Source organism: Bartonella sp. AC329YNZD (assembly GCF_042196685.1).
Lineage (GTDB): Bacteria > Pseudomonadota > Alphaproteobacteria > Rhizobiales > Rhizobiaceae > Bartonella.
In genome coordinates this window covers 243,384-267,031 of sequence record NZ_JBHIQS010000001.1, presented here as the reverse complement: position 1 = coordinate 267,031, position 23,648 = coordinate 243,384, and the positions used below count along the sequence as shown (strand labels likewise).

Annotated in this window: 19 protein-coding genes; 8 read left to right on the top strand and 11 right to left on the bottom strand. The window is 35.4% G+C overall.

Going from position 1 to position 23,648, the window contains the following annotated elements:
- Nucleotides 1-337: 337 nt before the first annotated feature.
- Both tldD and ACFIMW_RS01070 read right to left on the bottom strand, forming a co-directional pair.
- A complete protein-coding gene (gene tldD / locus ACFIMW_RS01075) occupies nucleotides 338-1,756 on the bottom strand; it encodes a metalloprotease TldD (RefSeq protein WP_375607810.1) in 1,419 nt (472 codons plus the stop codon).
- Nucleotides 1,757-1,865: 109 nt separating this feature from the next.
- Entirely contained in the window at nucleotides 1,866-2,405 is a 540-nt protein-coding gene (locus ACFIMW_RS01070; protein WP_375606408.1) for an invasion associated locus B family protein, read from the bottom strand.
- A 344-nt stretch (nucleotides 2,406-2,749) separates the two neighbouring features.
- Between ACFIMW_RS01070 and cyoE the strand changes: the two genes are divergently transcribed.
- From cyoE to rnhA, 4 genes are all read left to right on the top strand, one after another.
- Nucleotides 2,750-3,685, top strand: coding sequence for a heme o synthase (gene cyoE, locus ACFIMW_RS01065; RefSeq protein WP_375607809.1), 936 nt, complete (start codon nucleotides 2,750-2,752; stop codon nucleotides 3,683-3,685).
- A gap of 171 nt (nucleotides 3,686-3,856) precedes the next feature.
- Nucleotides 3,857-4,912: a 4-hydroxy-3-methylbut-2-enyl diphosphate reductase gene (ispH, locus tag ACFIMW_RS01060; RefSeq protein WP_375607808.1), complete on the top strand. Its 1,056-nt coding sequence runs from the start codon at nucleotides 3,857-3,859 to the stop codon at nucleotides 4,910-4,912.
- A complete protein-coding gene (locus ACFIMW_RS01055) occupies nucleotides 4,912-5,871 on the top strand; it encodes a homoserine kinase (RefSeq protein WP_375607807.1) in 960 nt (319 codons plus the stop codon). Before ispH ends, ACFIMW_RS01055 begins: the two co-directional genes overlap by 1 nt.
- Nucleotides 5,872-5,876: 5 nt before the next feature.
- The gene (rnhA, locus tag ACFIMW_RS01050) at nucleotides 5,877-6,344 is read left to right on the top strand and encodes a ribonuclease HI (RefSeq protein WP_375607806.1); all 468 of its coding nucleotides are present in this window, start codon (nucleotides 5,877-5,879) and stop codon (nucleotides 6,342-6,344) included.
- 27 nt (nucleotides 6,345-6,371) lie between these two features.
- Here the strand turns inward: rnhA and ACFIMW_RS01045 are convergent, their stop codons facing one another.
- Entirely contained in the window at nucleotides 6,372-7,250 is an 879-nt protein-coding gene (locus ACFIMW_RS01045) for a protein-disulfide reductase DsbD domain-containing protein (RefSeq protein ID WP_375607805.1), read from the bottom strand.
- A 71-nt stretch (nucleotides 7,251-7,321) separates the two neighbouring features.
- Between ACFIMW_RS01045 and ACFIMW_RS01040 the strand changes: the two genes are divergently transcribed.
- Nucleotides 7,322-7,906: a YqgE/AlgH family protein gene (locus tag ACFIMW_RS01040; protein ID WP_375607804.1), complete on the top strand. Its 585-nt coding sequence runs from the start codon at nucleotides 7,322-7,324 to the stop codon at nucleotides 7,904-7,906.
- 48 nt (nucleotides 7,907-7,954) lie between these two features.
- Here the strand turns inward: ACFIMW_RS01040 and ACFIMW_RS01035 are convergent, their stop codons facing one another.
- The 7 genes from ACFIMW_RS01035 to ACFIMW_RS01005 all read right to left on the bottom strand — a co-directional run bounded on the left by ACFIMW_RS01035 (nucleotide 7,955) and on the right by ACFIMW_RS01005 (nucleotide 18,868).
- Nucleotides 7,955-10,840 (bottom strand): EAL domain-containing protein, encoded by a 2,886-nt coding sequence (locus ACFIMW_RS01035; RefSeq protein WP_375607803.1) that lies wholly within the window; start codon nucleotides 10,838-10,840, stop codon nucleotides 7,955-7,957.
- A gap of 400 nt (nucleotides 10,841-11,240) precedes the next feature.
- On the bottom strand, nucleotides 11,241-12,515 hold the full coding sequence (locus ACFIMW_RS01030) for a M16 family metallopeptidase (protein ID WP_375607802.1): 1,275 nt from the start codon (nucleotides 12,513-12,515) through the stop codon (nucleotides 11,241-11,243).
- Between the two features lie 83 nt (nucleotides 12,516-12,598).
- Complete coding sequence (gene thrC, locus ACFIMW_RS01025) at nucleotides 12,599-13,996, bottom strand: threonine synthase (RefSeq protein WP_375607801.1); 1,398 nt, start codon at nucleotides 13,994-13,996, stop codon at nucleotides 12,599-12,601.
- 626 nt (nucleotides 13,997-14,622) lie between these two features.
- Nucleotides 14,623-14,985 carry a hypothetical protein gene (locus tag ACFIMW_RS01020; RefSeq protein ID WP_375607836.1) on the bottom strand — a complete coding sequence of 121 codons (363 nt, stop codon included), beginning with the start codon at nucleotides 14,983-14,985 and terminating at the stop codon, nucleotides 14,623-14,625.
- 211 nt (nucleotides 14,986-15,196) lie between these two features.
- Entirely contained in the window at nucleotides 15,197-15,559 is a 363-nt protein-coding gene (locus tag ACFIMW_RS01015; protein ID WP_375607800.1) for a hypothetical protein, read from the bottom strand.
- Nucleotides 15,560-15,740: 181 nt separating this feature from the next.
- A complete protein-coding gene (locus tag ACFIMW_RS01010) occupies nucleotides 15,741-16,097 on the bottom strand; it encodes a hypothetical protein (protein ID WP_375607799.1) in 357 nt (118 codons plus the stop codon).
- Between the two features lie 2,075 nt (nucleotides 16,098-18,172).
- On the bottom strand, nucleotides 18,173-18,868 hold the full coding sequence (locus ACFIMW_RS01005; RefSeq protein ID WP_375607798.1) for an HAD family hydrolase: 696 nt from the start codon (nucleotides 18,866-18,868) through the stop codon (nucleotides 18,173-18,175).
- Between the two features lie 317 nt (nucleotides 18,869-19,185).
- On the opposite strand from ACFIMW_RS01005, the gene ACFIMW_RS01000 reads away from it, so the two are divergent.
- A complete protein-coding gene (locus ACFIMW_RS01000; RefSeq protein WP_375606393.1) occupies nucleotides 19,186-20,322 on the top strand; it encodes a site-specific DNA-methyltransferase in 1,137 nt (378 codons plus the stop codon).
- A gap of 745 nt (nucleotides 20,323-21,067) precedes the next feature.
- Here ACFIMW_RS01000 and mutY read toward each other — a convergent pair.
- Nucleotides 21,068-22,126 (bottom strand): A/G-specific adenine glycosylase, encoded by a 1,059-nt coding sequence (gene mutY / locus ACFIMW_RS00995; RefSeq protein WP_375607797.1) that lies wholly within the window; start codon nucleotides 22,124-22,126, stop codon nucleotides 21,068-21,070.
- Between the two features lie 200 nt (nucleotides 22,127-22,326).
- Between mutY and ACFIMW_RS00990 the strand changes: the two genes are divergently transcribed.
- Together ACFIMW_RS00990 and ACFIMW_RS00985 are read left to right on the top strand one after the other, a co-directional pair.
- Complete coding sequence (locus ACFIMW_RS00990; protein WP_375607796.1) at nucleotides 22,327-22,827, top strand: DUF721 domain-containing protein; 501 nt, start codon at nucleotides 22,327-22,329, stop codon at nucleotides 22,825-22,827.
- Nucleotides 22,828-22,911: 84 nt separating this feature from the next.
- Nucleotides 22,912-23,568: a DsbA family protein gene (locus ACFIMW_RS00985; protein ID WP_375606390.1), complete on the top strand. Its 657-nt coding sequence runs from the start codon at nucleotides 22,912-22,914 to the stop codon at nucleotides 23,566-23,568.
- Nucleotides 23,569-23,648: the final 80 nt, after the last annotated feature.

Genomic DNA, 23,648 nt, shown 5'->3' with positions numbered 1-23,648 from the left:
TTTAAGCAAACACCATCGTAATATTGGCCACTTCCTAATGTTGCTATAGCTCTTGGCACTTGAGATGGTTCATTATAGGTATTTTTAGTTCTTTCTTGTACAGTTTTACTCCATGCATCTCCCCCCGCTTGTAACGTACAAACGAATAATCTTAATTGATTCAACAGACACAAATTTAAAATGAGAGAATCTTACGGTGTTCAAGGTTCTAATTTAAATATGAATAACGTTCAATTATCTTTATAAATCAATGTTTGTAGCAAAAATTCATCCTTCACAAGACCATCTTGATAAACGAGAAGGGGCAGTATTGAATATTGGGAAGGAATGAGCAAGCTTACTTCAACGCAGTTCCACCGATTGTCATATTATTAATCCGTAGATGAGGTTGTCCAACACCAACAGGAACGTTTTGTCCTGCTTTTCCGCACATACCAATACCATTATCCAGTTTACTATCATTTCCAATCATTGTGATACGTTTCATAGCATCCGGTCCATTTCCAATAAGAGTTGCGCCTTTAATTGGTGCACCAATTTTACCATTTTCTACTCGGTATGCTTCAGTACACTCAAAGACGAATTTTCCAGAAGTAATATCAACTTGTCCTCCACCAAATGAAACAGCATAGATACCACTTTTAAGTGAAGAAAGGATTTCTTCAGGTGTTTTATCTCCTCCTAGCATGATTGTATTGGTCATTCGTGGCATTGGTGCATAAGCATAAGATTCACGCCGTCCATTTCCAGTTGATTTACCTCCCATAAGCCGTGCATTAAGCCTGTCTTGCATAAAACCAACGAGTTTTCCATCTTCAATGAGAACGTTATATCCTGAAGGCGTCCCCTCATCATCGACAGTGAGAGAGCCACGGCGTTGTGGAATTGTTCCATCATCAACAACTGTAACACCTTTTGCCGCAACTTGTTGTCCTAAAAGTCCAGCAAAAGCAGATGTTTTTTTGCGATTAAAGTCACCTTCCAAACCATGACCTACGGCTTCATGGAGCATAACGCCAGGCCATCCATTGGCTAAGACAACATCAAAAGATCCTGCAGGTGCTGCTTCTGCTTCTAAATTTGTTAAAGCCATACGTAAGGCTTCATCCGCGGCTTCTTTCCAATTGTCTTCACGAATAAATTGGTTAAATGCTTGTCGCCCCCCACATCCATAGAAACCATTTTCACGTCGATTGCCTTCAGCGGCGACCACAGATATAGAAAGTCGTACGAGTGGACGAATATCACGAACCAAATATCCATCTGCACGTAAAATTTCAACATGTTGTAACGAGCCGGAAAGAGAAACAGTCACTTGATGTAATTTATCATTTTTCGTACGTAAATAGGCATCAATTTTTTGCAAAAGAGCACTTTTTTCTTCAAATGACGGAGCATCAAGGGGATTATGCGGTTGATAAAGTCTCTTGTTTGTTTGTTGAGGTGCTACACTATAAGGTCCAGCATGATTATTATAGGTAACAGCTTTAGCTGCTTCACAAGCACGCTTGAGTGCAGCAGCTGATAATTCATTAGAATGTGCATATCCGGTAGCTTCTCCAGCAACGACACGCAGACCAAACCCCATATCTTGATGGAAAGAGCCGTTTTTAAGCTGTCCATTATCAAATAAAAGAGCTTCGCTTTCTGTATACTCAAGGTAAAGTTCGCCATCATCCGCATGATGAAGCGTTTCCTGTACAAGAGACTGCACTTTAGAGGAAGCAATATCAAAATGATCAATCAGCGATTTCATAAGAATTATCCTATTTTTACGGGGGATGAGAAGATTTTTATTGATCTAAATTAAGGGGCTCTCAAAATATACGATGAGATTTTAATTGTCCAATGTGTGTCGATTTTATTCATGTTGGTAAGGTTGCATAGGCGTCGCTAAGACCCTGAAGGTCAACCAGACCTCCAATTCCTTGCTCTGGAGTTGTGAAGATAAAATAGGTTGCCATTTTTCCTTTTAAAAAGAGTTGTAATATGTCTTCTTTCAGAAAAGCTTCAGCAACACAATTATCACCAAGACAACGACGATATTCCATTCTTCCCATATCTTTATCGTCAATTTTAATGCCAACACCAGGACGTAACTCAACGCGAATCGGAACAAAAACACGCATCAAAGCGCCTTGCTTTTGAGGAAGTTTATAAAAGGTAACGCGGAGGGTAATATCATGACGACCTTGTGTATGGACGTTTTGTACAACTTCACACTGCATATTAGGGGTACCTGGTGGTAGAGCACAAACCTTTGTCCATGCACCATAGGTTTGTGGAGCAGGGACATCTTGTGCATAGGGTGTTTGTGCAAATGCATGACTGATAAAACTACTATAAAGTGTGTAAAGAACAGCACCAATAAAAAAAGTTTTTTTGAGTAATTTATAAAGTATCACAGAAAATCCTATCCGACTCAACACCCAAAACCATGCATAGATTTACATAAAAAAATGAATTCCCCATAAAAAACCATAACACAAAATCAGTATTTACCCAAATATATTAATTCATATGATATATTTTTATGATACATTTGTAATGTGGAGAGAACGTTGATTGAAAAAATGTATTTTTATTGCCAATATTTCCATTTACTTTTAGGGGATACGTGCGAAAGAGATATTTCATATTTTCTCAAAAATACGATTGGTCTTAATTGGTCATTTCCATACGCTAGATAATATTTGTCAGATAATATTGGGTTTGTGAATGACAGAAATGGAAAAGAGCTTTGAGTGGAATGTCAGTTTCAGAAGAGTTATCGGTTGTGAATGGTAAATCAACGCCACCAAAATCCGGTATTGGTGATTACATCACATTATTAAAGCCACGTGTTATGTCTCTTGTGGTCTTTACGGCTCTGGTTGGTTTGCTTGTATCGCCTGTTCCTATCAATCCGTGGTATGGTTTTTTAGCAATTTTATGTATTGCTGCTGGTGGCGGTGGTGCGGGAGCACTGAACATGTGGTATGATGCTGACATTGATGCTGTGATGGAACGGACTAAAAAGCGTCCTATTCCCATGGGTAAAATCAGCTCTCAAAGGGCATTTATTTTTGGCATGGTTCTTTCTATGCTCTCGGTATTGGTTATGGGGAGCTTCATTAATTGGTTTGCGGCATTTTTTCTTGCGTTTACGATTTTCTTTTATGTCGTTATCTATACAATTTGGTTAAAGCGTATCACACCACAAAATATTGTTATTGGTGGTGCTTCTGGGGCTTTTCCACCAATGATTGGATGGGCCGTGACAACAGGGACAGTGAGTATTAATAGCTTTTTATTATTTTTAATCATTTTTATGTGGACCCCCCCTCACTTTTGGGCTCTTTCTTTATTTTCATCTCTTGATTATGAGGCTGCAGGTATCCCTATGATGCCTAATGTACGAGGTGAACATTCAACAAAAAAACAGATTTTATTTTATGCTATTTTGATGGCATTGTGTGCTGCTGCTCCTTGCTTTACTGGTCTTAGCGGAATTTTTTATGGTATTTTTTCAACAATTTTAAGCATTATCTTTATTTATTTTGCCTATCGTTTGTGGAAAGCTGATACACATAATGAAACTATTTTGATGGCAAAAAAACTATTTTTCTTTTCATTACTTTATTTGGCAGCTATCTTTGGGGTTCTTTTGATTGAATCTCTTGTTTGGTATTTTATCGCTCTTTAGGAGCGTGAAAATATAAAAAACAAATTTTAAAAGAGCTTTCCTACAAGAAGATACTATAAAGTATGTTTTTATGTAAAAGATGGTATTGCACGTTTTTTTGCATTGATTATTCGTGCATAAGGATAAGTTGTTTGATTATGATACTAAAGCTATAGAGATTAAGGATGATTTATGTCTGGACTTCCTCCTTTAACGATACGTCTTTGTGGTCCACGTGGATTTTGTGCAGGGGTTGATCGTGCTATCCAGATTGTTCTTCTTGCATTAAAAAAGTATGGTGTTCCAGTGTATGTTCGTCATGAAATTGTACATAACCGCTATGTGGTTGAGGGATTGCAGCAACGGGGAGCTGTTTTTGTTGAAGAACTTGATGAGATTCCAGAAGAATATCGCACTCAACCGGTTGTTTTTTCTGCCCATGGTGTACCAAAATCTGTATCAAAAGAAGCACAACGCTATAATTTGTTTTATCTTGATGCAACATGTCCGTTGGTCTCGAAAGTTCACAAACAAGCGATACGGCATCAACGTCACGGTCGTCATGTTATATTGATTGGTCATGCTGGTCATCCTGAGGTGATAGGAACGATGGGACAGCTTGAAGAAGGGGCTGTGACGCTCATTGAAACGATAGAAGATGCTTTGCATTATCAACCAAGGGATCCAGATAAATTAGGATTTGTGACACAAACAACGCTTTCTGTTGAAGATACTGCAGGAATTATCGATATATTACAACAACGTTTTCCTACATTAGCAGCCCCAGCGGCTGAGTCAATTTGCTATGCGACAACGAATCGACAAGATGCGGTTAAAGCCGCGGCAAAAGGGAGTGATTTGTTTTTGATTGTTGGAGCACCAAATTCTTCTAATTCGCGACGTTTAGTCGAGGTTGCTGAAAAGTCTGGTGCGCGACAAGCTATTTTAGTTCAGCGCGCTGATGAAATTAATTTTGAAAACCTAAAAGCTCTTTCTGTTGTCAGTCTTTCAGCAGGGGCTTCCGCTCCTGAAATTATTATTGATGAAATTATTTCAGCATTTCGTGAGCGTTATGATGTCACAATAGAATTGGCTGAAACAGTGGTAGAAACGGAAAAATTTTTAGTGAGTCGCGAATTACGTGATATCATTTTAACGTCTCAAGATATGGCTTTTGTTAATGGTCAAGAAAATAGTACAAAAAATGAACATCAAAATACAGACATGTCTAAAACGAAAGCAGAATAATGGCCGTTTATACAGATATTCATCCAAATGATTTAAAAGCGTTTTTAACAGGTTACGCAATAGGGTCACTTTTGTCTTATCAAGGTATAAAGGAGGGGATTGAAAATTCTAATTTTATGTTGGAGACAACACAAGGACGATTTATTCTAACACTTTATGAAAAGCGTATTTCAAAAGATGATTTACCTTTTTTTTGTAGCTTAATGCAGCATTTAGGACAGCGTGGAATTCCTTGTCCTCAACCCGTTATTCAAAATGATGGCATGATGATCAGTGAACTAGCAGGACGTCCTGCTGCTATTATTACTTTTCTGGAAGGAGAGTGGATCCGCCAGCCCAATATAGATCATTGTGGTGAAGTGGGGATGGGATTAGCACAATTGCATTTAGCAGGACAGGATTTTACACTCAGTCGTAAAAATACTCTTTCTGTTATGGATTGGCAGGTATTGTGGCAACGTTGTCAAACAAAAGAAGATGCATTATTAAAAGAATTTGGACAAAAAATTGAGTGGGAATTGGTTTTTTTACAAGAAAACTGGCCATTAAATTTACCAACAGGTATTATTCACGCGGATTTATTTAATGATAACGTTTTTTTTGTGAATCATCGTCTTTCTGGGATGATAGATTTCTATTTTGCTTGTAATGACTTTTTTGCTTATGATTTAGCGATCTGTTTAAATGCTTGGTGCTTTGAGCCTGATCATTCCTATAATCTTACCAAAGCACGTAAGTTATTGGAAAATTATCAAAAAATAAGACCATTGATCCCTTTAGAATTGGACAAGATGGTTTTATTAGCTCGTGGTGCATCTCTACGTTTCTTACTCACACGTCTATATGATTGGTTTAATACACCTCCTAATAGCTTTGTTATTAAGAAAGATCCATGGGAATATTGGCAAAAGCTTTGTTTTTTCAGTAATGTAAATTCGCTAAGTGAATTAGGTTTTTAAATTTTATGGCAACTCAACAAAAAGTCGTTGAAATTTATACAGATGGTGCTTGCTCAGGGAATCCTGGAATTGGAGGGTGGGGGGCAATTTTACGCTGGAATGGTCATGAACGCGAGCTTTATGGCGGTAAGGTCCATACGACAAACAATCAAATGGAACTCATGGCGGCAATTTGTGCATTAAAGGCGCTTAAAGAGCCCTGTTTGGTCGACCTTTATACAGACTCAGTTTATGTGCGTAATGGGATATCTAAGTGGATTGAGGATTGGAAAAAGAATAATTGGCGCACCGCATCAAAAAATCCTGTTAAAAATATGGAGCTATGGCAAGCTCTTGAGGATGTTTGTTCTTGTCATACAGTCAGGTGGCACTGGGTAAAAGGGCATGCGGGACATCCAGAAAATGAACGCGCTGATGCACTTGCTCGCAAAGCAATTACGCAATATCGCAACAATGGACATTTTCCAGCATAATTGCTGTTTGAGAGCCTTTCTCTTTTATCACGGAGTTGTAAGAGAGGGGGGCTGCGTATGAAATATGAATGTTCCACTTAAGGCGTGATCTTTAAAAGAAACAGTGTAAAAAATTTTTTGGTTTATTTCTTCTGGTACGAAATAGATTGGAGCACTAAAGAGCGTATATTTCGCGTTATCACTGACTTTTTTTGCTGCTCCAATTTGCATTTCTCCTCCATCTAAAAAGAGAGAGGAAGGAGTTGTTTTGTCGTTATTTTTTATTTTTAGAAGAAGAGTATTGTTATTTTTTTCGGCGCTTATTTTGAGTGCATTCTGCATCATGCGAGGCAAAGAATCTTGGGCATTTTTTAAGAAGGAAAGGGGAAGATGTTTGTTTTTAAGAACAGATGGCGAAAAATCAAAGTTAATAGTCAATGGAAGACAGATTTTATTACATAGTCCGAGAGTGAAAGCCCCACTTAAATTTTTGCTTGAACTAGAAAGATTGAAGGGCAATGTCACTTTATCTTTATAGCCTAATGACCAATCATTTTCTGTTTCAAAAAGCTGTGGCGTCGGATAAAAGATTTCATAAGAAACGTGTTGATTGAAATTAAAAAATGGTGCCATGCCAGAATTACCTGGATTACGCCAGTAAGTTTTCCATCCTGGTTTAAGCACAATTTCAATAATACCTTCTCTTATTCCAGAAAGAGAAGGTTCAGTGATTGCTAATCGGATACGGCCACCCTCTGATTCATACCAAGATGTTGCGAAAAGCTGGAGTTTTTGTTCTGTTTGAGCATTTACAGGAATGTTAAGTAATTTTAAAACTAAGAATGTTAAGCATAAAGTAACTAAAAGCTTTTTATAAAAGAAAGTTGCGATATTTTGTAAATTTGTAAATATATGACTTTTTTTCATTGGAGTTTTATTTTCCTAGTGTACTAAATGAACAAACTTTTATCATGTAAATTATGGAGAATAACAGATTAATGAAGCAGTGTAATGGCTTTTTGGATGGTCAATTACTCATAGCAATGCCTGGAATGAATGACAAACGCTTTATTCGTTCTGTTATTTATATTTGCGCGCATTCTGATGCTGGTGCGATGGGCATTATTCTCAATCAATTACACCATATTGATTTTCCAGAGCTTTTGCTTCACTTAGGAGTAATAGACAGTGGCAAAAAAAAATGTCTTTCTGAACCGATAAAAAATTTTCCAGTTCGCTATGGTGGTCCTGTTGATCCTTCACGTGGTTTTGTCCTTCATTCAGATGATTATGCTTGTGAAGAAACTGTTTTTATTGCAGAGAAGGTCTGTTTTACTGCGACAATTGATATATTAAAAGCGATTAGCTGTGAACAAGGTCCGCAGCATGCACTAGTAGCATTAGGCTATGCTGGATGGAAAGCAGGACAACTTGAGGCTGAAATTTCTACGAATGGTTGGCTAATCAGTTCTACATCACCTAGTTTTCTTTTTGAAAGTGATTTAAGTCGCAAGTATGACGAAAGCTTAACGCGCATGGGGATCAATCCAACCTATCTTGCTTCTGAAATGGGACATGCATAGAGTTTTGTTATTTTCTGAGTTTTTTAACTTTACACGTTATTCTATTCCTTATGTTTTTATTTTATAAGGGAAATGGCTCTGAACGAGAGTGATTAATTCTTCTATGGTAATTGGTTTCGTGACAAGTGTGCTTTGAACATATTTACAGCCTTCTTGACGGAGGAAGATTGCTTCTTTTTCACTTTCTACACCTTCTGCAATAATTTGCAAGTTAAGATCTGTTGCCATATTAATGATAGACTTGAGAACAAGTTTCTTCTTGAGAGAGTCGATTGAGATAAGTGAGCGATCAAGTTTAACCATATCAAATGGATAACGTACAAGATAGGTCAGAGACGAATAACCTGTTCCAAAATTATCGAGTGCAAGATTCATTCCAAGTATTTTAATTTGTTCAAGAAAGTGCGCTGATTGTTCAGGATTTTTTCTTAAGACAAATTCAGATATTTCAATCATTAAGCGTCCTTTGTGGAGCGGATGCCGAAGCAAAGCGGCACGCAATTGACTGATAAAACGAGGATGAATCATTTCTGCGCTTGGTAAATTAATTGAAATAAAGAAAGATTGTTGGGAAAACTTTTCTTGTACATTTATAAGATCGATAATGGCATTATCAATGATAAATTGTGACAAATCCATAACAATTTGTTCATTTTCTACGATTTTTATGAAATCAGAGACATTTAAATTTCCATAAGTGGGATGATGCCATTCTACAATTGTTTCAAAACCAATAATATGTCCGTCTGATAAATTAAGAATAGGATGGTAGAGGATTTTCATCTCATTACGTTTTATTGCATAATGAACATCTTTCTCCAGAGTATTATGTTCGAGACCCAGAGTGCGAAAATTAGGACGAAAAGGTTCAATATGATTTCCCCCCATTTGTTTTGCGCGAATCATTGCTAATTCACTATCATTAAAAATATCTTTAGCAGTTGATCGACTTTCACTCCATGTAACCAATCCGATAGAGGTTGAAAGGATTATTTTATTTTCTGAAAGTGAAATAGGTGCTGAAATTGTTTTGTGCAAATGATCTGCAAATGCTGCAATTTTTTGTGGTTCTGTTTCACTGAGTAAAATAATTGCAAAGCGGTCTGCAGAAAGGCGCGATAAGGTATCTTGAAAATTAATGAGACGATTTAAACGACGTGCAATTATAAGAAGTACAGTATCCCCAACAGCGATACCTAATTTGCGATTAATTTGGCGAAAATTATCAAAATCAATCATAAAGACGGTTGGTCTAATTTTGATATTTGCTTTCGCTAAAGAGGTATAATTTTGTAGTCTATCAAAGAAAATTTGTTGGTTAGGAAGTCCGGTTAAGCTGTCGTGGATTGCATCATGCAATAAGCGTTCTTCGGATTTTTTATGGTTAGTAATATTGACAATGGTTCCAATGACACGTGTGATTTTTCCATCTTTTTGCATAGCCGGACGTGCACGAAGAGAAAACCAATGATAATAACCACCACCGGAAGAAAGCCGAAAAATTTGATCAATGCGCCCTTTTTTATTTTTAAGAATGATATCCAATACGGCTTGAAAGCGTTCACGATCATCATGGTGCAAGGCTGAAATCCAGTTGCGCATAGGTCCATTGAGGTTATGAATTTCAGTACCAAAAAGGGTTGCCATGTTTGGATGTACAACAATACGGTCACGCTCAATATTCCAATCCCAAATAATATTTCCAGCTCCCTTTGCTGCCAGTACTTGTTGTTCAAGGTCGGAAAATATTCCTTCATGGAAAGCGTCATTAGAAAAAGTTTGTTGCAGGACAGTAAAGCTAATGAGAAGAACAATGAGCACTAATCCCCCCGCTAATGCTGGCTGGATAATATCATTGTTTAAATGTCCAGCTATGCAGGCATAGGCTCCAACACACCAAAAGCTAATGAGCAACCATGTTGGAATAAGCATAATGGCGCGGTCATAGCTTCTGATTGAGAAATAGATGATTAATATTATACCAAGCACAGCGGTAAGGCCAAAAGACAAACGCGCAATTCCAGCGGCTCTGATGGGATCATAAATAGCAAAGGCTCCTAGACTGCAAAAGGCAATGGTCCAAGCGATAGCCCCGTAACTAAAATGATAATGCCAGCGGTTAAGGCTGAGATAGGTAAAAAGAAAAATGAAGAGTGTAGCAGTAAGTGCTACTTCTGTACCAGCACGCCAGATTGGTTGGGTTGTGAGTGTAACAGCAAAGAATTTATTTAAAAAATTGAAGTCAATACCAATATAAAAAAGTACTGCCCAAGCAACAGCAGCTGTTGCAGGAAACAGCCCTGTTCCACGGACGACGAAGAGAACAGTTAACAAAAGCGCTAAAAGACCTGATATCCCAAGAAGAATACCATGATAAAGCGTATAAGAATTAATTGCATCTTTATAAGCTTCAGGTTGCCATAAATAGATTTGCGGTAGATTTGCAGAGTTAAGTTCGGCCACAAATGTAATAACAGCACCAGGGTTAAGGGTAATACGAAAGATATCAGAGTTTGCACTAAGTTGACGATCGAGGGAAAAACCTTCGCTTGGCGTTATGGATTGAATCCTTGATGATCCAAGGTCTGGCCAAAAAAATCCAGAACGTGCCATGCGGTAATGGGGGGCAACGATGAGACGATCAACTTGTTCATCTGTTGGATTTGCAAGAGAAAAAACGGCCCAATTTCCGGAAAATTTTTCATTTTTTGCCTGCACTTCAATACGCCATACAATACCATCTGGTCCTGGTGCTGTACTTGTTTGAAAAATAGAATTGTTTGTATGGTGAATTTCAATTGCTTTTGAGAGATCAAGAGCAGCATCCTGAGAAGAAATTTTAACTGGTTCAATTGCTTGTGCTAATGTAAGATGGACAAAAGAACTAACGACTACAATGAAAATGATGTCAATTATTTTACGCAAACTCTTCACAATGTCCCACTCTCAATATTTTAGGATGTTTAATTTTCATTTCGATTTTTGAGAAAAAACGTCCACCTTTTATAATTTATTTACATAATAAATTGTTATCACTTTTTCTTAAGTTATGTGATTTTATATACAAATAGACCACATACCCATCTGCTTCAATGGAACCTGAAGCGAATGAAGTTTTATATTTTAAAAGGGCAAAGTTAAACCATGAATTTCCATATTTCACGGATATATCTTTACTGATTAGAATCTTTATCACATGAAGTATGAATTGGGTAGTTTTGTACACCTCTTTGCCCAATATTTCCAAAACTTATTTAATGAGGAGAGCTTTTGTGGTAAATTTTATGATAAAATATGTTTATGTTATTGTGATGCTGCTTTGAAAAGTAGTTTTTTATTTTAGCTTGTATGAAAGAGTTGACGTTAAATCATCAAAATTCATGAGGGGTCCTACAGGTCCTACAGCGGTTAGTGTTGGAGTGGAATTTGTAAAAAGACGATGCGCTAAATCAGTTAATCTTGTAGGAGTGATGAGATTGAGGCGTTCAATTGTTTCCGATATTGGAATGGGGCGACCGTAAAGGAGTATTTGGCGTGCAATGAGATGTGCTTGACTAGAGGGATTTTCCTGTGACATTACAAGATTAGCACGATATTGTGTTTGTGCTCGTTGAAGTTCATTGGCGTGAGTATTTTTGCCGACCTTGGAAAGTTCATCAAGAATCACAGGAAGGAGCTCTTTGAGCCCCTCTTGTCCAGTAGCTGCATGAACACCAAAAAGCCCAGTATCTGAAAATCCCCAATGAAAAGCATAAATAGAATAGCATAATCCACGTTTTTCTCTTACTTCTTGAAAAAGACGTGAGGACATACCACCACCAAGAATAATTGAAAGAATTTGGGCTGCATAAAAATCACGCGCGTGATAAGCACGCCCTTCAAACCCTAGAACAACTTGTGTATCCATTAAATCACGATACTCACGAAAGTCGCCGCCGACATAATTTGCAAGATTAATAAGAGGTGCGGTTGAATGAGAGCGAAAAGTACCAAGACGACTTTCAACTTCTCGCAAGAAACTTTCGTGTTTTACAGCTCCAGCTGCAACGACAATCATACGATCTGCACTATATTGTTTATTGATGAAATCATGGAGATCAGTAGATGTAAATGATTGAATAGTTTTAGCTGTTCCTAAAATAGAGCGACCAAGGGATTGATGACGAAAGGCTGTTTCTGTAAAGTGATCAAAAACAATATCATCAGGAGTGTCATGCGCGGCACCAATTTCCTGAAAAATGACTTGTTTTTCTCGTTCTAGTTCATCTTCGTTAAATTTTGAATGCATCAAAATATCGGCTAAAATATCGATAGCAAGCGGGATATCGCTTTTAAGTACACGTGCAAAGTAAGCTGTTGTTTCAATACCGGTTGTGGCATTAATTTCACCGCCAACATCTTCAATATCGGTTGCAATTTGAAAAGCGCTACGATTTTCGGTTCCTTTAAAAGCCATATGCTCAAGTAGATGGGCAATACCATGCTGTGTGGAGGTTTCATTGCGTGAGCCCACTTTAACCCATATTCCGAGGGCAACACTATCAATTTGTTGCATTGTATGTGTGGCTATAGTCAAACCATTATTTAGGCGACAGATATCTACATCCATGTATTTACAACTCCATTAAAAAGCTAAATACCTCATTGTTAAGGGCATTAGAATATTCTTGATTTAAATTAATGCTGCTAACTTTAATAAGATGCATGCGATTTTAAAGAAATATAATTTTTTACTATTTTTTCATCATTAGCAAGACTTATAAAGTGTTCTTCGCGTTCCATTACATCATTGAGATGGGGGGGGCATGGGGCATGAAGTCCACAAGCACTTTTGAGAGTATCAGGAAATTTAGCTGGATGAGCTGTGGCAAGGACGATCATTGGAATATGCTGTTTTTTGTTTTCACGCGCTACTTTAAGGGCGACAGCTGTATGTGGATCAATAAGATAGCCACTTTCCTTATAGACACTATCAATTGTTTGTGCTGTTTCATCCATGTTGCTTGTCCCAGCGGAAAATAGGGAACGAATATTTTTGAGATGTTTTTCATCAAGAGAAAAGACCCCCATTTTTTTCAAATTTTCCATTGCATTGCGAATCCACATTGGATCACGATTGCTACTTTCAAAGAGTAAACGTTCAAAATTAGATGAGATTTGAATATCCATAGAAGGTGATGTTGTATGGACGATTGGTTGTGTTTCGTAAGTACCGCTGGTCAATGTACGTGCAAGGATGTCATTATCGTTCGTTGCAATGATCAGTTGAGCAATGGGTAATCCCATACGAGCAGCGACATAACCTGCAAAAATATCACCGAAATTTCCGGTAGGAACAGTAAAGGAAACAGCTCTATCAGGTGCACCTAAGGAAAGAGCGGATGAAAAATAGTAAACAATTTGCGCCATGATACGCGCCCAATTTATAGAATTAACACCTGAAAGCGCTGTTTTTTTACGAAAATTATGATCATTAAACATTACTTTGACAAGAGCTTGGCAATCATCAAAATTTCCTTCAATGGCAATGGCATGAACATTGGAACATTGATTGGTTGTCATTTGCCGTTGTTGAACAGGTGAGACTCGTCCTTTAGGAAATAAAATAAAAATATCTGAATGTTCTTTTCCAGCAAAAGCTTGTATTGCAGCCCCCCCTGTATCACCCGATGTTGCAGCAACAATCGTTGCACGTCTATTTTTTTTAGTCAAAATATAATCCATAAGCCGAGAAAGAAACTGCATTGCGACATCTTTAAAAGCTAAAGTAGGTCCGTGAAAGAGTTCAAGGATAAATTCATCTGCTTTAGTTTGTCGTAATGGACAGATTGCTGGATGGTGAAAGGTTGCATAAGATTCAGCGATTATATTTTCAAAGGCTGTATACTCGATCTCGTTATTCACAAAGGGCCAAAGAATAGTTTTAGCAATTTCTGTATAGGATTGTCCACGAAGTGTTCGTAACGCATCAAATGATAATTGCGGAAATTTATCTGGAAGATAAAGTCCACCATCACTCGCCAACCCTGTCATGATAGTTTCCGTAAAGCTTAAAGCAGGAGATTCACCTCTCGTGCTGATATATTTCATAAGTCTTATCCTTTTTTATTTCTGGCAAATTGATGCAGCCATTCATTTTACGTTTTTCATAATATTTAAATTATTAAATGGATAGAAGTTTATTTTCTTCTTTTTAACTCAATAATGAAAAGAAATAGTTTTAAGCATTTTTATTTTTGAGATATAAACGCCACATTTTCACAGAAAATCTGTTATAATCGAAAAATTTCTTTCTATTATAAATTTTACAGCGTGTTTTCACTTATGTACCTTCCTCAATAATGAAATCAAATATATAGAATAGTATTTATTGAATAACTTTTTTGTAAAATTCAATTGTTCATAGTTATTTTATGCTTTTATACTTTATGAAAAATAAATCTTCTAAAATGAATGTTGAGCTGATACATTCCCAGATTCATACTGGAGGATTTATAAGGTAAATTTATGACATTTCGTGCATAAATGTATATTTTAAATAATCTTTGTTGAGTTTAATTGATCATTTTGTATACTAATAGATATTATATTTGTGCTATACATATGGGAACCTAAAGTTTATCCATAGAAAGCATAAAAACAGCCTGCCAAATGATGTGAAGCAGGCTGTAAAATACCCTTATTAAAAATAGAACAAATAACTGAGCAGCTTTGAATTATTTGCCTTTAATTTTTCCTATTGCCCATCCGATTATCGCACTAAATATGGACATAACAGATCCGGTCAAAAATCCAAATCCCAAAGCTCCCATTGTAGAAAAAACTCCTAGAGTAATGGGTTCAAATACTTTTTCATATTTTCCCTCAATGGCAGATTCACTTTTTGTTTTATGAGTGAAACTCGGTACATAAAGAGCAGCTATATTGATCATTTTTGTCTCCCCTTGTTCCATGAAAGAAATAGCTTCCCATGGAGCATCATTTTTCAAATGATTGGCATGAACATTTATAACTTGTGAAAGCAAAAAAGCGACCGCTATAAAAATATTTAATACGTAGTTTTTCAATACTTTAATCATCATTTACCTCCAATACTTTTACTGTTGTTTTAGGATAAATTGATACATTGACAGAATTAGTGCCCATTGAAAGAAACAGAAGTATTTAAAGATTTCTTCATGCTTAATGTGATAATTCATTAGTTTTTTATCATTAATAATAGATAAAAACAGAATGTATCTATAGTTTATATTTTATATGAGAAGATCTTATGCTTATAAAATTTCAATTTTAACGAGATTTAAAATAGGATATTATTTTGCTGATTATCCATCCTAAAAACATACCTACCGTACTTGATGCATAACCAAGAGCCATCCCAATACCAAAAGTCCCGAGTGTAAGAGGTTCAACGACTTTTTCAAATTTTCCTTCAATGGTAATTTCATTTTTCATACCACGATTTAGATTTTGTGTATAGAAAGAAACCGTACTGATTGCATCCTTTCTGTTCTGTTCTGTTACAGAAATAAAACTATTCTCACGATGAATATTGTTTTGCAAATAGTTGGCATGTACACTTACAGTCTGTGAAATGTAAAAAGCAGATATTATAAAAATACTTAACATATAATTTTTAAAAAATTTAATCATTCATTTACCTCAAATACTTTATACTATTCAATATATATGTGTAAAATTATATTTTGGATTTTTTGATGTAATTTACAGCATTTATAGTTATAGTAATATAAGATTCATTATGTAATAAATTTATAATAATTAATAACAACATAATGAAGCTATATATTCTATATTTATACAATAGATTGAATTACTTGAACATCAATACTATGTCCTTTATCCAACTTATTATCGATCCTATAAAACTTATTGTATATCCAGCGAACAATAGTCCCACTCCTACAGTCATGGGTTCAATAACCTTTTCAACTTTTCCTTCAAAGGTTGTCCCATTTTCTGTTCCATAACTTACAGATGGAACATGGAAAGCAGTCATAGAAACTGCGTCAGATTTCACATTCTTTACTTGTTCCATTAGGGCAATAGAAAACTCTTCTTTTGGAACCTCTTTTTTTAAATAGTTTGCATTAACATTTATGGTTTGTGAAAGAAAAAAAGCGCTTGTTATAAAAATGCTTAAGACATAATTTTTAAATAATTTTACCATAACTTTACCTCAAATATTTTTAATTTAGATATACAATTAAACATACAATATGTGCACATAATTTACTTTATAGATAATAATCTTATGTCATTATGTATTTTTAGTCAATATTAAAAACACATATTAAAAATAAAACGATAGTTTTTATAAAAATTATTGTAAAAAAGTAACACTGATAATTACAAAAAATATTTTTTAGAATTTATATATGTATTGATATATGTTATTTTATAATTATCATATAGTATTAATATAATTTATAATATTGTAAGACATATTTTAAATATTTCATTATGATATAATTATATAAAATAATACCTAAATATCGTATCTTATTATAAAATAATATTAATATTATTTTTAATAAGTCTTAATAATATAATTAATATAATTGATATTATTTTAATAAATTTAGATACAATACAATTTATTAAAATTTTTTATGAAATAAATATATAAATTATATTTTTATTATCTATTTTGTAATAAAAATATATAAAAATGGTGATTTGTTCATGAAGATATTCTTAATAATTAATGTATTAAGGAAAATTCTATAAATTTTATTCGCTATAGGAATGTTATAAATAGTTATTATTATAGAATATGTATTCTGTAGATGGTTTATTCAATAGTTATTTTTAATTATATCTACTTTTATGTTATAGATCCTAAAAGATGTACAGTTCTCTTATAGTGTGAAGTAGAGTGTGAGTTGGATAGAGATAAATGATATTATCTTTCATCTTTTTCACTAAGGTGAACAGCATTACCACGGTGCAAGACAGTGTATAGAAGAATATCAATTCAGACATATTTATGCGTGCCGAAAGACCAGCAAGGGATAATATTTTTCAACATTTTCTTCTATCCAACCTGAAAAGATGTTTTTATTTTTTAGAAAGAGTATTTTTAAAAAGTTGGATTGTTTTCCAAAAGGTCTGGTTTCATTGCCTATTAAAAAAGTCTATGAAGTGCTCTCAAAAAAATTTGAAGCTTGCTGCTATCTCTTTACGTCATTCAATACTATTTCATATTTATGTGCTTGTTTAAAAAAACTTTCTCAAGGATTTTAAGCCTATTTCATAATGATGCCTTATGATTTTTATAGTATTATAATGATAACCCCCTATAATATAAAAGTCATAGGGCATCACCATCTTTACGTTTATAAAGGAGGAAAATGGCACCATCATACATTTTGCGCGTTCCTCATATTACAACACAGTCTTTGGCACTTGAAATAATTCATTAAGAGGCATTTTAATTCCTTATTTTTCATTGATTCAACATATCCAGATTTGAAATGAGAGCTTCTTAAGATATTTGTTTTTTAATTTAAATAACGCTAGTTTATTGTTGTAAATCAATATATTGCTTATCAATTGCGTGGTATGGAATTTTTCTATGCAATAACACCCTTTTGTTAGGATGTCTTTTCTTTATCTTTTGTAATTTCAGAGAGGCAGGACTTATTGATGCAGTTAAAATATTGTTTAAACAGCAATATAAATAAACGTTCAACAAGTTTACTAAATTTAGATTAAGGAAGTATAAGCCCTTATAACTCAGCAGGGGTGCTTTTGTTGTTTTCAACAAACTCTTGGTTCCATAGGTTCTGCGAATTTTAATATGTTTCTCCATGATTAAGGCGCACATACCATACAATTTTACTATGACATGTGATTTCTTTGATCAGATGAAGGAGGCATAGCGATTTTCACATCTTATCGGTAGGGAGTTGTGATATTCCTTTTTTGACAAATCTCATAATTTATCAGGATGAGCTGCTGTGGTTGGGAGTGGGATGTCGGATTTGAGATAGATAAGCAGGGTTTAATTTTTATGAGTTTGCACCCCTGTTTTTTGCTTTTTTTTAAAGCACGTGCAATGGTTAACAGACTTATGATCTCAATGAGGTGCTATATTTTTCTTTCACATTGAGATGCAATTCACCCGTGTCGTGAATTACGCATTTATTGAAGTTATTATAAAAGGAGCAGCGAGAAGAGAAGGACATTTGAATAAAAGTGCTTCTTACAAGAGTTTACAAACTGATATATTCAAGAGATTTCTTATAATAGATCTCGCCATACTGCCATTGCTTCTAAGACTTCTCCTAAATGAGCATGTTTTGCAATAACTGTTTCTGCACCAGCTTCTGCAAGTGCATTAGAGTGGCCAAGATAGCTATGTGATCCTCCCGTAAAGCCGATGACACGCATGCCTGCTGCTTTGGCCGCATGTACACCATGAAGTGAATCTTCTATAACGATAGTGTTTTGGGGCTCTGCCTGTAATTGTTGTGCGGCAAAAAGGAAGACATCAGGGGCCGGTTTCGTTCTTTTTGTTCCAACTTCAGGTGCTGAAAATATTTTACCTCCAAAAAGGTCATAGAGATCAACCGTAGTGAGCATCTCTTTTATATCTACGCTTTTTGCATTAGAGCAGATACAGTAGGGATGACGTGTTTGAATAAGTTCTACTGCTTCTCTTACATCATCAAGAGCACGTAATTCAGTTTTTATTTGTGTACGAAAAATATTTGACATCTGATCTATGAGATGAGCAGAAATTGGTTTTTCTGTTTCCTGTTCAACTTGTTTAAGAATATCACGAAAGATAAGCCCTGCAAAACGTTCACTCAATTCTTCGGGTGAGATTTCATATCCTGTTTGTTTGAGCAATTGAGATCCAATTTTTGCTGCAAGATATTCAGAGTCGACGAGAACTCCGTCACAATCAAAAATAATAAGATCTATTTGAGGCATAAAATATTCCTTTACATGTTACGAGATGAACAATTTTCATGAAAACGACATTGAGAGAATCTTATTTCATAAAAATATATTTTGAAAATGATTCTTATTCATTTTACGAAATAAAAGATAGGGGAACAGTATATTGAAAAAAGAAAAATTCATTCAGATGGAAGTTTTTTTACTTTAAAAAACAAAAAATAATAATCAATTTTTCGGAACTTTAACGATACGTTTACTCTATTTTGTAAATATGGATTGGTAAAGCGGGCCTATAAACTATTTTGGTTGATTATAGGGCAAATTCAGTTCATTTTGTTGGGTTTTTCATGACAGTTATTCAGCTTCAAAAAGATTTCGTTCGTAATCCCTCCCAGACGCCATGGCGCAATAAAATTTTTAAAGGAGATTGTGTTTCCGTTTTAGAAAAACTTCCAAAACATTCTGTTGATATGATTTTTGCGGATCCACCCTATAATTTGCAATTGGATGGTGCTTTATATCGTCCAGATCATTCGCTTGTTGATGCGGTTGATGATGCATGGGACCAGTTTGAGAGTTTTGCTGCTTATGATGCTTTTACCCGTGCGTGGTTGCTTGCTTGTCGTCGTGTGTTAAAACCTAATGGAACCCTTTGGGTTATCGGATCTTACCATAATATTTTTCGAGTTGGTACGGCATTACAAGATTTAGGTTTTTGGATGCTCAATGATATTATTTGGCGCAAAAATAACCCGATGCCTAATTTCCGAGGGCGACGCTTTCAAAATGCTCATGAGACACTTATTTGGGCTGTGCGAGATCAAAAAGATAAAAAGTATACATTTAATTATGATGCTTTAAAAGCGGCAAACGAAGATCTACAAATGCGTTCAGATTGGCTTTTTCCTCTCTGCACTGGAGCTGAACGTTTAAAGGATGATTCAGGGCGTAAATTACATCCAACACAAAAACCGCAAGCGTTATTAGCGCGTATTATTATGGCTTCTAGTAAACCTGGTGATGTTATTCTTGATCCGTTTTTTGGTTCGGGAACAACAGGTGCTGTTGCCAAGCTTTTAGGGCGTGATTTTGTTGGGGTTGAACGCGAGCAAGATTACATTGATGCGGCATGTGAAAGGATTGCGGCGGTTAAACCTTTAGGACAACCAGAGCTGGCGATTTTAGATAGAAAAAAAGCAGAACCGCGCATAGCATTCAACAGTTTGCTTGAAGCAGGTTTACTTTATCCTGGAGAAGTTCTTTATGATCGAAAAAAGCAAGTATCTGCTATTGTAAGAGCTGATGGTACGATTATGCATGGTGGTGAAGCGGGTTCAATTCACGCAATGGGAAGAAAGGCTCAAGATTCGCAGAGTTGTAATGGTTGGACATTTTGGTATTATGAGGAAAATGGACGTTTAAAGTCCATAGATCATTTAAGAATGATCATACGTTCACAAATGTTAAAAACGGGTGTTTTATGAACTAAGCTGATCGCTTCATTCTATTAATCACCAATGTACCTGATCTCGATTGGGATGGATGCAAGCGCGTTTTATGCTTTTCTTAGATATTTTATATTGAAATACTCACCTCGCTTGTAAGCGGCAAGCGAGTATTTTTCGCTTCTTGTAGAAAAAATTAAAACGAGAAATTTCTACTCTATGTTCTGATTTTAGTTCCAAAATAGTAAAATTTCAATATAATCTTATAAAAATGAAATATCAGAATTAAAAGGTTCATTCAGAAGTTCAAAATTAAGTGCTTTTTTGTACGTGCATCTATAAAGTGCGTAAAATATATTGATTTATCAAGATAATTTAGTGCAACTCATATTGAATTTCCCTCGGAATATCGTCAAACTCTTTTATTTCAAACCTGTTTCATATTGAATCAATAAAAATTACTTACTTGCATGTCATAAGCGGGGTTGGCGTGTGAATAAAAATTGTTAAAGAAAGAACTAAAAGTACCCCTTATGAACCGTTTCAAGTGCCAAGGGTGTCGTAGGGGGTGGGTAAATATAACGATGGTGCCGATTTGCTTCTTCATAAGCGAACAAAGGATAGATCCTGAAATTTAAATCTAAGATTTCTATTCCTTCTTAATTCTCATTGATAGAAAAAATGAGACATTCTACGTGTTTAAATTTTTCTTTGTAAAGATTAAGAAATGGTCATTAGGGATACAAAAGTCTCCATTAGCAAACATGTTTACGAATAAACAAGGTTATTTAAATCTGAAAGAATTGGGAAGTGCTACGGAAATGGCTTTTTTCATAACAGTAGGGAGCGCTTCTTTGGCAAGATGTTGAATGTTGCACCACCAACCATTTTCACAATTCATTTCATGAATATCTTCAGTATAGTAGACATCGAGTTTTAGAGAAAAGTGAGTAAAAACATGCGTAATTTGCCCTTTGAATTGCCAATTGGCAGGAAAGGGGGCGTTTTGGAGCCCATTTTTGTTGTTTATATCAATATTGTTAGGAATTTGGGTCATTCCACCAAGGAGTTTTTGCGTCTGTCGTTTTTCCAAATAAATTTGTTTGTTTTTATTAAGAACCACAAAGGCACTACCTGTTTTTGAAGGGCGTTCTTTTTTAGGGGCTTTAACTGGAAAAGACTCCGGTTGTTGCATCTTTGCCGCTTTGCATAAACTTTGAAGAGGGCAGATATAACAAGATGGTTTGCGTGGAGTACAAATGGTTGCTCCCAAATCCATCATTGCTTGAGCAAAGTCGCCAGGACGATTTAAAGCAGTAATTTTTTGTGTTTTTTCTTTAATTTCAGCTTTTGCTTTTGGTAATATTGAAGCGATAGCAAAAAGGCGCGCTATTACACGTTCGACATTACCATCAACCACTGCCACAGGATGGTTAAAAGCAATTGCGGCAATGGCTGCGGCAGTATACTCTCCAATACCGGCTAGAGTTCGCAATTCTTTTACAGATTGTGGAAATTGTCCTGCGTAGTTTTCAACAAGCTGTCTCGCACATTTTTTAAGATTACGTGCGCGTGAATAGTAACCAAGTCCAGCCCATGCTTTCATAATATCATCTTGTGAGGCTATTGCTAAAGAAGGAAGATCAGGCCAAAATTTCAGAAATTTTTTAAAATAGGGCTTAACCGTTTCAACGGTTGTTTGTTGCAGCATGATTTCAGAAAGCCAAACCTGATAAGGATCAGGACGGATACCTTGTCTTTGCTCTTCGGGGGTAATCCGCCATGGGAGGTTTCTATGATTTTGATCGTACCAAGAAAGGAGGTGCGAAGAAATTTCATACATGATTGTTTTCAAGCATAGAGAGATGTAAAATGCAAAAGAAAAAATATTTATTTTGTAATTCTTTTTTTGCTCTTTTATTGTCGAGACCCTGGTGAGGAGTGGATTTTTATTTTGTTGATATTTTATAAATTAGGGAGACAATTATTTTTAGATAAAACAAATTATTGTAATTAAGTAAACGGTTGAACAATGATCTAAAAATGAGAAAACAACTAAAAAAACGTATCTTTTATTCTCTTTCTGAGACGGTATTCAAAATACTTGATCCCGTTTTGCGCAAACGGACAGGGCTAAATGTAGAGCTTATAGAGCATTGGCCACAAATTGTGGGCCATGATATCAGTGAACATACAATGCCGCTTAAAATTATTTGGAAACGTCGTGCACATCAAGATGAAGTTTTTCAGCCAGCAACACTTGTTGTCGCATGTGAAGGATTTGCGGCGTTGAAATTAATGCATGAAACAGAGGAATTTCTTCATAAAATTAATGGATTTTTTGGCTATATTGCTATTGATCGCATCAAGATTGAGCAAAGGAGTCTGTCGGTTTTTATGAATCATTTGCCTCTAAAGCCGACTTTGAGTGAACAAGACAAAAAATGCGTGGAGAAAATGCTTGAAGGAATTGAAGATAAAAGCTTACGCCAATCACTTTATAAACTTGGCTGTTGCATTTTCTCGGAAAAAAATAATAAATAGCAAGATATTTTATATATATTTTCTTTAATATATGAGAAAGTATTGGATTCCCATTCGTTTAATAACAACAGAAAAGTATTATTTATGGTAAAATTTCGTTCTTTTTTATCTTTCGGGATAATTTTTCTCTTCATAACGATTGTACAAAATAGTGTAACAGTTGCTTTAGCGCGTGATCTCAAACCAGTGGCAACAGTTGATATGGCTGAGCTTCTCCAATCAAGTAAAGTAAAGGATCGCTTTGAGGGAGAGGCGGATGCACCAGTCATCATTGTTGAGTATGCTTCGTTAACATGTGTTCATTGTGCACATTTTTACAACGATATACTTCCTCAAATTCGTAAAAAATATATCAAAACAGGAAAAGTGAAACTGATTTTCCGAGAATATGCTTTTGATCCTCGGGCAACAGCAGGTTTTATGTTAGCACGGTGTGCACCAGAAGATCGCTATTTCCCTTTGATAGAAGTTTTATTTCAAAAACAAAATGAGTGGGTTTGGGGAAAAGATGCTCTGACACCATTGAAAAAAATTAGCTTAATGGCGGGTTTTTCAGATGAAAGTTTTACTGCGTGTTTGAAAAATCAGACCATTTTAGATGAAGTGAATGCATCTTTTGAGCGTGGTAAAGAACTTGGTGTGACAGCAACGCCTACTTTCTTTATCAATGGTAATAAATATGAAGGTGCTATGAAAGTAGAAGACTTTTTTTCGGTGATTGATAGTTTTCTTAAAAACTGAATCTTAATCTTCTAGAAGATAGATGGTGATGTGGTCATTATCTCGTTTAAGAAGGTTAGGTATTATGCATTTATGAAGCG